Genomic DNA, 11,892 nt, shown 5'->3' on the forward strand with positions numbered 1-11,892 from the left:
GGGCTCTCACCCCTCATCCGCCCTTCGGGCACCTTCTCCCGCAAGGGGAGAAGGCTATCGGGCCAACTGCGGTCTTGCCGCAGGCGACAGACCGGGAGGCGTCACACCATGCTGCGCTACGTCATCAGGCGCCTCGTCCTCTGGGTGCCGACCGTGCTCCTGGTGCTGCTCGGCGTCTATGCCCTCGCCTTCTACGGCGCCGGCGACCCGATCAAGCTGATCTTCCTGCGCGCGCCCGGCGACGTCGCCTACAACCCGGCCCGCATCGAGGCGATCCGCGAGGCGGCGGGGCTGAACCAGCCGTTCCTCGTCCAGTTCGGCAACTACGTGCTGAACCTCGTGCAGGGCAATTTCGGCAATTCGCTGGTGTCGGGCCGCTCGGTCTGGCGGATGATCTCGGCGGCAGCGCCCGTCTCGGCCCAGCTCGGGCTGCTCGCGATCCTGCTCACCGCGGTGGTGGCGATCCCGCTCGGCGTGCTCGCGGCGCTGAAGCAGAACACCGCGCTCGACTACGCGATCCTCGGCTCGGCGCTGTTCCTGTGGGCGATCCCGGCCTATGTCGCCGGCCCGCTGCTGATGGTGCTGCTCATCGTGCTGCTGCCGGACATCACCGTGCCCTACGGCTGGGGCGGCCTCTTCGACGTGCGCATCATCCTGCCGCTGCTCGTGCTCGCGTTCCAGCCGATCGCGCTGATCATCCGGCAGACCCGCGCCGCGGTGATCGAGGTGATGACGGAGGACTATGTCCGCACCGCGCGGGCGAAGGGCGTGCCGGAACTCGCGGTCGCGCTGCGCCACATCCTGCGCCCGGTGCTGACGCCGGTGGTGACCCAGCTCGGCCTGATCATGATCACCATCGTCAACGGTGCGATCTTCGTCGAGCTGGTGTTCGGCCTGCCCGGCCTCGGCCGGCTCACGGTCTCGGCCCTGCTCAACAACGACTATCCGGTCATCCTGGCGATCACGCTGATCGGCTCGTTCCTGGTGATGGCCTCGAACCTGCTCGTCGACGTCGTCTACCCGCTGCTCGATCCGCGCGCGACCGACGCGCGCGCCACGAAGTGAGGGAGGGCCCCCGATGACCGCCTCCGCCGTTCTCCCCCAGGCGATCGAGCCGCCGGTCAGCCTGTGGGCCGACGCCTGGCGCCGCCTCGCCCGCAACAAGCTGGCGATGGTGGGGCTCGCCCTCATCGCCGTGCTGCTTTTCGTCGCCGTGTTCGGCCCCTGGCTGACGCCCTACGACTTCCTCAGCCAGAACATCGACGCGCGCAACCTCGCGCCGTCGCTCGCCCATCCGCTCGGCACCGACGATCTCGGCCGCGACGTGCTCAGCCGCGTCATCTACGGCGCCCGCACGGCGACGCTGGTCGCGATCGTGGTGACGGTGATCGCGATGGTGATCGGCATCGTGCTCGGCGCGCTCGCCGGCTATTTCGGCGGCTGGCTGGATGCGGCGGTGATGTGGCTGACCGACGTCACCATGTCGATCCCGAACCTCCTGCTCGTCGTGGTGATCAACACGTCGCTGAAGCCGCGCCTCGCCAACTGGATGGAGGCGCAGTATCTCGAGACGCTCAACCCGATCTACCGCAACTCGATCTGGATCGACTTCATCCTGGTGTTCGGCTCGATGGCGCTGATCACCTGGCCGCCCTATGCGCGGCTGGTGCGGGCGCAGGTGCTGTCGATCCGCAACCGGCCCTATGTCACCGCGGCGCGGGCGCTCGGCCTGCCGACCTGGACCATCCTGACGCGTTACATCGTGCCGAACGCGGTCGGGCCGCTGATCGTCGCGGTCAGCGCCGGCCTCGGCACGGCAATGGTGCTCGAAAGCGCCTTCTCGTTCCTCGGCGTCGGCGTCAACCCGCCGATGCCGAGCTGGGGCAACATGATCTCGGACGGGCTGCGGGTCTGGCAACACTATCCGCACCTGCTCGCCGCACCCGCCATCGTGCTCGGCCTCGCCACCGTCGCCTTCTCGTTCCTCGGCGACGGTCTCAACGATGCGCTCAATCCGCGAGGCACGAAATGAACGCCGCGCCCGCCCATCCCGTCGCCGCCGTGCCCGAGAGCGCGCCCGCGCGCCCGCCGATCCTTTCCGTCGATGGTCTCACCGTCGAGATCGACGGCCGCTACGGCGCGGCGACCATCGTCGACGGCATCTCGTTCCACGTCGCCGAAGGCGAGACGCTCGGCGTCGTCGGCGAGTCCGGGTGCGGCAAGAGCCTCTCGATGATGAGCCTCGTCGGGCTGCTGCCGAACCGCATCAAGGTGGTCGGCGGCAGCGCCCGCTTCGGCGGCAAGGATCTGATCAAGGCGTCGAAACGCGAGCTGCGCGCGATCCGCGGCGGCGAGATCGGCTTCGTGTTCCAGGACCCGATGACCTCGCTCAACCCGGTGATGCGGATCGGCGAGCAGCTGATGGAGCCGCTGATCTACCACCGCGGCATGAAACGGGCCGAGGCGCGCAAGCGCGCCGGCGACCTGCTCCGCCTCGTCGGCCTGCCCGGCGCGGAAGCCCGGCTCGACAACTATCCGCACGAGCTTTCGGGCGGCATGCGCCAGCGCGTGATGATCGCGATCGGCCTTGCCTGCGAGCCGAAGCTGCTGATCGCCGACGAGCCGACCACGGCGCTCGACGTGACGATCCAGGCGCAGATCGTCGACCTCGTGAAGTCGCTGAAAGCCCGGCTCGGCATGTCGGTGATCTGGATCACCCACGACCTCGCCCTGCTCGCCGGGCTGGTCGACCGGGTGATGGTGCTCTACGCCGGCACGGTCGCCGAGGACGCGCCGGTCGACGCGCTCTACGCCGAGCCGCTGCATCCCTATACCCGCGGCCTGCTCGCCTCGATCCCGAAGCTGACCCACGAGGGCGACAAGGCCGAGCGGCTCGCCTCGATCGGCGGCACGCCGCCCGAACCCGGCCGGCGGCCGAAGGGTTGCCCGTTCGCGCCGCGCTGCCCGGCGCGGCTCGCCGTCTGCGACGACACGATGCCGCCGCTGCTCGCCGCCGCCGGCGCCCGCCCGGGCCACCGGGTCGCCTGCCATGCCGTCAACGGCGCCGACCGCGCCATTGCAGCCGCGGAGCCCGCCCGATGAGCCTCGCCGAACCCACCACGACGCTCCCCGGTGCGCCGGAGCCGATCCTCAGCATCCGCGGCCTCGTCAAGCACTTCAACGTGCGGCTCGGCGCCTTCGGCGAGCGCGGCGCGACGGTGCACGCGCTCGACGGCATCACCTTCGACGTCTTCGAGGGCGAAACGCTGAGCCTCGTCGGCGAATCCGGCTGCGGCAAGTCCACCGCCGGCACCACCGTGCTGAGATTGCAGACCCCGACCGCGGGCGAAATCCTCTATGGCGGCCGCGATCTCGCGAAGCTGTCGGAAAAGGAACTGCGGCCGCTGCGCGCCGACCTGCAGATCGTGTTCCAGGATCCCTATTCGACGCTCAACCCGCGCATGACGGTCGGCGAGGAACTCGCCGCGCCGATCCTGCACCACGGCCATGCGACGCGGAAGACCGTGGCCAAAGTGGTGGAGCAGCTGCTCGCCGACGTCGGCCTGCCGGCGCGCTTCGCCTCGCGCTATCCGCACGAGCTGTCGGGCGGCCAGCGCCAGCGCGTGGTGATCGCCCGGGCGCTCGGCTGCCGGCCGCGCTTCATCGTCTGCGACGAGGCGATCTCGGCGCTCGACGTCTCGGTGCAGGCGCAGATCATCAACCTGCTGCAGGACCTGCAGGAGAAATACGGCCTCACCTACCTCTTCATCGCGCACGACCTCGCCGTGGTGCGCCACATCTCGACGCGCGTCGCGGTAATGTACCTCGGCCGCTTCGCCGAACTCGCGCCGTCGGAAGACCTGTTCCGCATGCCGCTGCACCCCTATACGCGGGCGCTGCTCTCGGCGGTGCCGGAGGCCGATCCGGTGGTCGAGCGCAGCCGCAAGCGGCAGATCCTCGAGGGCGACGTGCCGAGCCCGCTCGACCCGCCGCCGGGCTGCCGCTTCCACACCCGCTGCCCGATGGCGCAGGAGATCTGCCGCAGCGCCGTGCCGGAGTGGCGCGAGGTGCGGCCAAACCACCACGTCGCCTGCCACTTCGCCGGCCCCGACCCGGCGCCCGGCCTGCCGTCGTGAGCCTCCTGCTCGCCATCATCGCCGACGATCTCACCGGCGCGCTCGATACCGCGAGCCCGTTCGCGGCGCTCGGGTTCAAGGTGCGGGTGGCGATCGGGCCGGACCACCTCGACGCGGCGCTCGGCGAAGCGCCGGAGGTGATAGCCGTCTCCACCAATTCGCGCGCGCTCGATCCGCCTGCCGCCGCCGAGGTTGCGGCGGCCACGGCGCAGCGGCTGCTCGCGGCCGCGCCCGCGCGGTTCCTGAAGAAGGTCGACTCGCGCCTGAAGGGCAACGTCGCCGCCGAATGCGCCGCGATCCTCGGCGTGATCGGCGCGGCGCGGATCGTCGCCGCGCCCGCCGTGCCGGAACAGGGGCGCCGGACCGAGGCCGGCTCTGTCGTCGGCCGCGGCGTCGCGGCGCCGATCGACATCGCCGCCGCCTTTGCCGCGCCGGGCGTCCGGGTCGATGTCGCCGACGCGGCCAGTGCGGCCGAACTCGATGCCGTCGTGGAGAATCTCCGAACCGGCGACCTTGCCGCGGGCGCGCGGGGTCTCGGCGCGGCGCTGGCGCGCAAGCTCGCGTCCGAGCGAGCCGGCGGTGAGCCGGGCGACGTTGCGGCGCCGGCTCCTGCGCCGATCGCCAGCCGGACCACGCTGTTCGCCATCGGCTCGCGCGACCCGATCACCGCGGTGCAGATCGAGAGGCTGTCGCTCGGCCGCGGCATCGCCGTGGTCGACGCGCCGGACGGCGCGCTGCCGCCACCCCCGGCCGGTCTGCCGCTGGTGCTGCGCTGCACCGACGGCGCGGCCGGCACGGCCGCCGACCCGGACGACGTCGCCGCGCGGTTCGCCGCCGGCGTCGCCGACTGGGTGGCGGCCGCCTCGCCCGAGGCGCTCGTCACCGGGGGCGGCGATACGGCGTTCGCGGTGTTCCGGCAACTCGGCGCGGGGGTGCTCGCCCCCGGCGGCGAGGTGCTCCCCGGCCTGCCGTGGATGTGGCTGCGCTTGCCGAACGGGCGTCGCCTGTGGTGTGTTGTCAAGTCGGGGGGATTCGGGGCGGACGATGCGCTTTCGGCCTTGTTTTCCAAGGAACCGGAGCGATTTGTCCCCGTGGACGCCTGAGCCGGCACCGGCCGGTTGTCAAGCCGCCCGCCGCCCGCCTTGACAAGTCGGCGCCGCCCGAGAGCAGAGGACGAGGACAAGATGGAGGCTGACCGCCCGACCCGCTCCCCCGGAGAAGCCGGCGCCGCGATGCTGGCGCCGACGGGCGGACGCAAGCTGGGCGACCGCGTCTACGGCGCCCTGAAATCGGCGATCACCCAGGGCGAGTATCCGCCCGAAAGCAAGTTGCCTGGCGAGCACGAGCTTTCGGCGAAGTTCGGCGTGTCGCGGCCGATCCTGCGCGACGCGCTGGGCCGGCTGCGGGAGGAAGGGCTGATCTATTCGCGCCAGGGCTCGGGCAGCTTCGTGCGCGCGCAGCGGCCGACGAGCCCGGTGCTGGCGTTCGCCCCCGTCGGCACCATCGCCGACCTCTACCGCTGCTACGAATTCCGGCTGTCGATCGAGGCCGACGGCGCCTATTTCGCAGCGCTGCGCCGCGACAAGGCCTCGCTCGCCCGGCTCGCCGAGGCGCTCAACCTGCTGAGCGACGCGACCAAGCACCGGCATCACCGCGAGGACGCCGACTTCATGTTCCACCGCGCCGTCAGCGAGGCGGCGAACAACCACTATTACACCTCGGCGCTCGACGCCCTGCGCCAGCACATCGCCGTCGGCATGCACCTGCACGGCCAGACGCTGATGGGACCGGGGCCGCAGCTGGAAAGGGTGTTCGAGGAGCACCAGCGCATCTATCTCGACATCGAGGCCGGCAATTCCGATGCGGCGCGCGAGGCGATGCGCCGGCATCTCGAAGGCTCGCGCGACCGGCTGTTCGGCGGCCAGATGGTCGACCTCGCGCTGGCGCGGGACTAAGCGGCGCTCCTGGTACGGCCTACGGCTGCGGCGCGCCGGTGGCCCCCAGCGTCAGGCCGGTGGCGCGGTGGAAATTCGCCGCGTGGCCGGCGATGCGCGCCTCGGCAAAGCCGGGCGCGAGCAGCGTGACGCCGAGCGGCAGGCCGTCGGCGCGGAAGCCGGCCGGCACCGCGATGCCGCAGAGGCCCATCAGGTTGACGAAGTTCGTGTAGATGCCGAGCTTGGCGTTGAGCGCGATCGGATCGGCCGCGATCTCCGCCTTGCGGTAGATTGTCGGCGTCGTCGGCACGAGGATGAAGGCGACGTCGTCCCAGACCGGCCGCACCGCGCATTTCAGCTCGGCAATGCGGTGGATGGCGCGGAAGGTGTCGGCGGCGGAGAAGTCGGCGCTCTTTTCGAGGATCTGCCGCGTGACGGGGTGGATCGCGTCGCGGTGGCGGGCGAGGACGGGGTCGAGGGTCAGCGCCCGCTCGGCGATCCACGGCCCGTCGTAGAGGATTTTTTGGGTTTCCTCGAAGGGGGCGAAGTCGACGGGCACCGCCGTGCCGCCCATCGCCTCGAAGCGCGCGACCGCTTCGGCGAACAGGCGTTCCGCCTCTGCATCGCCAAAGAAGCGCAGCGCGTCGCCGGCAGGCACGCCGAAGCGGAACGCCGTCGGCGGCGTTTCCGGATCGAGCGCCACCGCATCGGCCTCGGGCTTCGAGAACGGATAGCTCGCATCATATCCGGCGATCAGCTGCAGCAGCGCCATGCCGTCGGGCACGGTGAGGGCGAACACCGACAGCGTCTCGATCGTCTTCACGCAGCCGCCGCCGCTGACACAGGCGTTGGAGACGAGGCCGGGGGTCGGCTTGATGCCGACGATATTGTTGAAGGCGGCCGGCACACGGCCGGAGCCGGCGGCGTCGTTGCCGATCGAGAAGCTGACGAGGCCGGCGGCGACCGAGACGCCGGAGCCGGACGACGAGCCGCCCGAGATGAACTCCTCGCCGAACACCGACGAGCAGGCGCCATAGGGCGTGCGCATGCCGACGAGGCCGATGCCGAACTGGTCCATGTTGGTCTTGCCGACGAGCAGCGCGCCGGCGGCGAACAGCCGCGTGACCGCCTGCCCGGTCGTCGCGGCCACATAGGCCCCCTCGGGCAGCGCGTTGGTGGTCGGCAGACCGACGACGTCGTTGCAGTCCTTGATCGAGAACGGCACGCCCCAGAGCGGCCGACCCTGCAGCCCCTCCGCTTCGAGCTGCGCCGCCGCGGCCAGCGCCTCGGCGCGCGGTACCAGATGGATCCAGACGTGGTCGTCGCCGCGCGCCTCGATGCGGTCGTAGACGAGGTTCACCACGGCCGTCGGCGTCAGCGTGCCATCGGCATAGGCGGCGCGGAGGCTGGCGAGGTCGAGGCTGGGGCCGGAGACCGGGTGCACCGGCGTCGGAGCGGCGGCCAGGGCGGCGGCCCGGGTGGCGAAGGCGGTCATGGAGTGGTCCTCGAAAGCGCGGCGATCACGGCGGCGGCGGGCGCAACCGTGCCGAACAGGCCGTTGCCGAAGGTGGTGATGCGCAGCTGGGCGGCGTGGCGGGCGGGGGTGGTGCCGGCCGAGGCGTCGGCGACGACGAGGCACTCGAGGCCGCGGTCGTTGGCGGCGCGCATCGAGGCGTGCACGAGGCCGTCGGTCGGCAGACCGGCGACGATCAGGTTGCGGATGCCGGAGGTGGTCAGGACGCCTTCGAGCGCGGGGGCGCGGAAGGCCTGGTCGCCGGGGACATCGAGGACGAGGTCCCCCTCCCTCGCGGCGAGCGCCGGCACCAGTGCCCAGGCCGGCGAGCCGGTAACCGGCGCGTCGGGTGCGACGCCCGCGACGCCGCGAGCCGCGCCTTCGGCCGCGCCGCGGCGGACATGGATGACGGCAATGCCTGCGCGGCGGGCCGCGGCGAGAAGGTCGGTGGCGACGGTGACCGCATCACCGGCGTTGAGCGCCTGCACCGCGCCGGCCTGGAAGCCAAGCAGCAGCAGTGCCGTGTCGGCGGCCGACCACCTGCCGTCGAAGGGAAAGGCGTAGGGCGCGGCGTCGACGGGCGGCAGCGCGCCGGCGCGGGCGGGAGCTTCAAGATCGGTCACCCGAGCGCCTCCAGCGCTGCGAGGAAGCCTCTGGTGTCCGACACCCGGCCCCAGCGGCCGCCGTCCGCCTTCAGGATCTCGATCGTCGCAGCGTGGTTCGGCAGTTCCACCGCTGCCGTGCAGTCCTCGAGGACGGCGGCGGCAAAGCCGCGTTCGAAGGCGTCGCGGAAGGTCGACTGCACGCAGCAGTCCGAGGTGACGCCGGTGATGACGAGATGGGTGACGCCGAGCCGGTGCAGGTCGTCTTCCAGCGTCGTGGCGTGGAAGCCCGACTTGCCGGGCTTGTCGATGACGAGTTCGCCCGCCACGGGCGCGAGCTCCGGCACGATCTCGAAGCCCGGCTCACCGCGCACGAGGATGCGGCCGTCACGGCCGGCGTCGCCGATGCCGAGGCCGTGCACGCGGGTGCGCCACTGCTTGTTGGCGGGCAGGTCGGAAAGGTCGGGCTGGTGACCCTCGCGGGTGTGGACGACGTGGATGCCGGCCTCGCGCGCGGCGCCAAGCACCCGGGCGATCGCCGGGATCACCGCGCGGGTGGCGGAAACATCCTCGCCGAGCTGGTCGATCCAACCGCCGGGGGCACAGAAATCGACCTGCATGTCGATGACCACCAGCGCGACGGCGCCGCGGGACTTCGGGGCCGCGCCGGGCCAGAAGGGAGAAGTCATGGGGGTTTCCGCAGGCATCCGGGCCACGACCACGGTCACGGCGCCGCCGGGGCGGTGACGATGACGCGCACGTCGGCCTCGGCGAGGGCGGCGGCGAGCGCCGGGGGCGGGGCGGCGTCGGTGACGAGGATGTCGACGGCGTCGAGGCCGGCAATGCGGGCGACGGCGCGGCGCTGGAACTTCGAGGCGTCGCAGACGACGACGACGCAGCCGGCGATCTCGAGGAAGGCCCGCTTCACCTCGGTGTCCTCGGGCGAGAAGTCGAAGATGCCGAGCTCGCTGATGCCGGAGACGCCGATGAAGACGCGGTCGAGGAACAGCGTGCGCAGCTGCTGCACCGCGCTCGCCCCGACGACCGACATTTCCGGCACGCGCACCTCGCCGCCGAGGATGTAGACCGGGCTGCCGCCGCCGGCGAGCGTGGTCGCGGCGCGGACGTTGTTGGTGAAGAGACGCAGGTCGGCGCGGCCGGCGAGTTCGCCCGCCAGCGCCAGCACCGAGGTGCCGACATCGAGGCCGACCGATTCGCGCCGCTGCACCAGCGCTGCCGCGGCGCGGGCGATGCCGCGCTTGGCGGCGGCGTTCTGCGCCATGCGCTGGTCGAACAGCGGGCCGTCATCGAGCAGGCGTTCCGCCTCGCCCGGCCCGACGGCGCCGCCGTAGGTGCGGGTGAGCAGGCCGTCGCGGCCGAGGATCGCGAGGTCGCGGCGGATCGTCATCGGCGAGACGCCGATGTCGCGTGCGACGTCGGTGACGGAGATGAAGCCGTCGGCGGCGAAGGCTTCCATGATGCGGGCATGGCGCACCGGGGCGGGGATCCGCCCGCCGGTCTTGCGCGCCTGCCGTTCGCTCGTCGTCAATGCCGTGGCTCCGCCCCCGGGCGCGGTGCTCCCCGGCATCGCGCTTGCTTCGACGAGGACGCTAGCACTCCGCGATTTGTTCGAGAAGGTTGTTTCTTGTTCTGATTTGATAAATATTGTGCGCCGCACGCCGGCAATCGAACGTTCGGCGCAAACGATTCCCACGACGCCGCCCGCCGGCGGCGCGGCAGCAAGAACGGGGCGGCGAGATGAGCTTCACGGGCAAGACGGTGGTGGTGACCGGCGGCGCGACCGGCATCGGCGCGGCGATCGCGCGCGCCTTCGACCGGCTCGGCGCACGGGTCGCGATCCTCGACCTCGACGCGGACAAGGCCGCCGCGACGGCGGCGACGCTTGCGCCCGGCGCCTTCGGCCTCGGCTGCGACGTGCGCCTGCGGGCGAGCGTCGGCGATGCCTTCGCCGCGGCGATCGAGACGCTCGGGCGGATCGACGTCCTCTGTGCCAATGCCGGCGTCTCGACCATGCGCAAGGCGGTCGACCTCACCGACGAGGAGTGGGACTTCAACTTCGACGTCAACGCCCGCGGCGTGTTCCTCACCAACCAGGCGGCCGTTCGGCACTTTCTCGCGGCCGGCCACGCCGGCTGCATCATCAACACCGCATCGCTCGCCGCCAAGGTCGGCGCGCCGCTGCTCGCGCATTACTCGGCGTCGAAGTTCGCCGTGTTCGGCTGGACCCAGGCGCTGGCGCGCGAGATGGCGCCGCACGGCATCCGCGTCAACTGCGTCTGCCCGGGCTTCGTGCGCACCTCGATGCAGGACCGCGAGATCCTCTGGGAGGCGGAACTGCGCGGCATGACGCCGGAAGCGGTATTCGCGGAGTACGTCGCGATGACGCCGCTCGGGCGGATCGAGGAGCCGGAGGACGTCGCCGACGTCGTCACCTTCCTCGCCTCGGACGGCGCCCGCTTCATGACGGGCCAGGGCATCAACATCACCGGCGGCGTGCGCATGGACTGACCGCGGCGGACCGCGGCGAGCAAGGATGATCGGATGCAGGGTCTCGGCCTTTCGGGCGTGCGCAAAACCTATGGCCGGACCGAAGTCGTGCGCGGCGTCGACCTCGAAGTCGCGCGCGGCGAGTTCATTGTCATCCTCGGCCCGTCGGGCTGCGGCAAGTCCACGCTGCTCAGGATGATCGCCGGTCTGGAGGACGCCTCGGCCGGCACCATCCTGATCGACGGGGCGGAGGTGACGCACCTGCCGCCGCGCCGGCGCGAGATCGCGATGGTGTTCCAGAACTACGCGCTCTATCCGCACCTCACCGTCGCCGGCAACATCGCCTATCCGCTGCGCGTCGCCGGCACGCCGAAGGCCGAGCAGCAGGCGCGCGTCGCGGAAGCCGCCCGCGTCGTCGGGCTCGGCGACTACATGGAGCGCAAGCCCGCGGAACTCTCCGGCGGCCAGCGCCAGCGCGTGGCGATGGCCCGCGCCATCGTGCGCCGGCCGAAGGTGTTCCTGTTCGACGAGCCGCTGTCCAACCTCGACGCCAAGCTGCGCGTGCAGATGCGCGCGGAAATCCGCGACCTGCACCGGCGCATCGGCGTCACCTCGGTGTTCGTGACGCACGACCAGGTCGAGGCGATGACGCTCGCCGACCGCATTGTGGTGATGAACACCGGGCTGATCGAGCAGGTCGGCACGCCGGCCGACATCTACCACCGCCCGGCGAGCCGCTATGTCGCGAGCTTCGTCGGCGCGACACCGATGAGTTTCCTGAGTGGCGTGGTGCACGACGACGGCGGCGCCGTGGTGGTGCCGGGCGGCGGCGTCATCCCCCTGCCCCGGCCACTCGGCGCCGCGCGCGCCGGCAAGCCGATCGTGGCGGGCCTGCGCGCCGAGGGCGTCGCCATCACCGCCACTGGGGCTGCCCCGCACCTCACCGGCAGCTACCGGTTCAGCGAGGAACTCGGCAACCACGCCATCCACCACGTCGCGATTGCAGGGACCGAGGTCCTCGCCCAGGGTCATTCCGGCCGGCCGCCGGCGGAGGGGGCGGTCGGGCTGACGGTAGAGGCGGACGGGGTGCATCTGTTCGAGGTGGAGACGGGGAAGCGGGTGGGGTGAGGGGGTGCTTTGCTTGAAGGTCGGCGCGTTCTTCGGAGTGCGGTGAGGCCGTTACCCCTCCCGACCCCGCC

Annotated in this window: 12 protein-coding genes; 8 read left to right on the top strand and 4 right to left on the bottom strand. The window is 71.6% G+C overall.

Features of this window, described 5'->3' with window-relative positions; all coding sequences use genetic code 11:
* The first annotated feature begins 108 nt into the window (after positions 1 to 108).
* The 6 genes from I5731_RS11370 (at position 109) to I5731_RS11395 (ending at position 6,091) form a co-directional block, all read left to right on the top strand.
* The gene (locus I5731_RS11370; protein ID WP_197311493.1) at positions 109 to 1,065 is read left to right on the top strand and encodes an ABC transporter permease; all 957 of its coding nucleotides are present in this window, start codon (positions 109 to 111) and stop codon (positions 1,063 to 1,065) included.
* Positions 1,066 to 1,078: 13 nt separating this feature from the next.
* The gene (locus I5731_RS11375) at positions 1,079 to 2,032 is read left to right on the top strand and encodes an ABC transporter permease (RefSeq protein ID WP_197311494.1); all 954 of its coding nucleotides are present in this window, start codon (positions 1,079 to 1,081) and stop codon (positions 2,030 to 2,032) included.
* Positions 2,029 to 3,102, top strand: a complete 1,074-nt coding sequence (locus I5731_RS11380; RefSeq protein WP_197311495.1) for an ABC transporter ATP-binding protein — start codon at positions 2,029 to 2,031, stop codon at positions 3,100 to 3,102. Before I5731_RS11375 ends, I5731_RS11380 begins: the two co-directional genes overlap by 4 nt.
* Positions 3,099 to 4,136, top strand: a complete 1,038-nt coding sequence (locus I5731_RS11385) for an ABC transporter ATP-binding protein (protein ID WP_197311496.1) — start codon at positions 3,099 to 3,101, stop codon at positions 4,134 to 4,136. The genes I5731_RS11380 and I5731_RS11385 overlap by 4 nt, the downstream gene beginning before the upstream one ends.
* On the top strand, positions 4,133 to 5,239 hold the full coding sequence (locus I5731_RS11390) for a four-carbon acid sugar kinase family protein (RefSeq protein WP_197311497.1): 1,107 nt from the start codon (positions 4,133 to 4,135) through the stop codon (positions 5,237 to 5,239). The genes I5731_RS11385 and I5731_RS11390 overlap by 4 nt, the downstream gene beginning before the upstream one ends.
* Positions 5,240 to 5,320: 81 nt before the next feature.
* Entirely contained in the window at positions 5,321 to 6,091 is a 771-nt protein-coding gene (locus I5731_RS11395; RefSeq protein WP_197311498.1) for a FadR/GntR family transcriptional regulator, read from the top strand.
* Between the two features lie 19 nt (positions 6,092 to 6,110).
* On the opposite strand, the gene I5731_RS11400 is transcribed toward I5731_RS11395, so the two are convergent.
* From I5731_RS11400 to I5731_RS11415, 4 genes are read right to left on the bottom strand one after another with little or no spacing between them, the layout of a single operon-like run.
* Entirely contained in the window at positions 6,111 to 7,565 is a 1,455-nt protein-coding gene (locus tag I5731_RS11400) for an allophanate hydrolase (protein ID WP_197311499.1), read from the bottom strand.
* Positions 7,562 to 8,206: a cysteine hydrolase family protein gene (locus I5731_RS11405; protein ID WP_328838661.1), complete on the bottom strand. Its 645-nt coding sequence runs from the start codon at positions 8,204 to 8,206 to the stop codon at positions 7,562 to 7,564. The genes I5731_RS11400 and I5731_RS11405 overlap by 4 nt, the downstream gene beginning before the upstream one ends.
* Complete coding sequence (locus I5731_RS11410; protein WP_235981721.1) at positions 8,203 to 8,874, bottom strand: cysteine hydrolase family protein; 672 nt, start codon at positions 8,872 to 8,874, stop codon at positions 8,203 to 8,205. Before I5731_RS11410 ends, I5731_RS11405 begins: the two co-directional genes overlap by 4 nt.
* Before the next feature lie 35 nt (positions 8,875 to 8,909).
* On the bottom strand, positions 8,910 to 9,734 hold the full coding sequence (locus I5731_RS11415; protein ID WP_197311501.1) for a DeoR/GlpR family DNA-binding transcription regulator: 825 nt from the start codon (positions 9,732 to 9,734) through the stop codon (positions 8,910 to 8,912).
* 209 nt (positions 9,735 to 9,943) lie between these two features.
* Between I5731_RS11415 and I5731_RS11420 the strand changes: the two genes are divergently transcribed.
* The gene (locus I5731_RS11420; protein WP_197311502.1) at positions 9,944 to 10,714 is read left to right on the top strand and encodes an SDR family NAD(P)-dependent oxidoreductase; all 771 of its coding nucleotides are present in this window, start codon (positions 9,944 to 9,946) and stop codon (positions 10,712 to 10,714) included.
* A gap of 33 nt (positions 10,715 to 10,747) precedes the next feature.
* Positions 10,748 to 11,821 carry an ABC transporter ATP-binding protein gene (locus I5731_RS11425; RefSeq protein WP_197311503.1) on the top strand — a complete coding sequence of 358 codons (1,074 nt, stop codon included), beginning with the start codon at positions 10,748 to 10,750 and terminating at the stop codon, positions 11,819 to 11,821.
* Positions 11,822 to 11,892: the final 71 nt, after the last annotated feature.

It is taken from the genome of Methylobrevis albus (genome assembly GCF_015904235.1).
In the GTDB taxonomy this organism is placed as follows: Bacteria; Pseudomonadota; Alphaproteobacteria; order Rhizobiales; family Pleomorphomonadaceae; genus Methylobrevis_A; species Methylobrevis_A albus.

Coding starts and splice junctions, on each gene's coding strand:
- I5731_RS11370 (WP_197311493.1), top strand. CDS start 109: ATGCTGCGCTACGTCATCAGGCGCCTCGTCCTCTGGGTGCCGACCGTG.
- I5731_RS11375 (WP_197311494.1), top strand. CDS start 1,079: ATGACCGCCTCCGCCGTTCTCCCCCAGGCGATCGAGCCGCCGGTCAGC.
- I5731_RS11380 (WP_197311495.1), top strand. CDS start 2,029: ATGAACGCCGCGCCCGCCCATCCCGTCGCCGCCGTGCCCGAGAGCGCG.
- I5731_RS11385 (WP_197311496.1), top strand. CDS start 3,099: ATGAGCCTCGCCGAACCCACCACGACGCTCCCCGGTGCGCCGGAGCCG.
- I5731_RS11395 (WP_197311498.1), top strand. CDS start 5,321: ATGGAGGCTGACCGCCCGACCCGCTCCCCCGGAGAAGCCGGCGCCGCG.
- I5731_RS11400 (WP_197311499.1), bottom strand. CDS start 7,565: ATGACCGCCTTCGCCACCCGGGCCGCCGCCCTGGCCGCCGCTCCGACG.
- I5731_RS11410 (WP_235981721.1), bottom strand. CDS start 8,874: ATGACTTCTCCCTTCTGGCCCGGCGCGGCCCCGAAGTCCCGCGGCGCC.
- I5731_RS11420 (WP_197311502.1), top strand. CDS start 9,944: ATGAGCTTCACGGGCAAGACGGTGGTGGTGACCGGCGGCGCGACCGGC.
- I5731_RS11425 (WP_197311503.1), top strand. CDS start 10,748: ATGCAGGGTCTCGGCCTTTCGGGCGTGCGCAAAACCTATGGCCGGACC.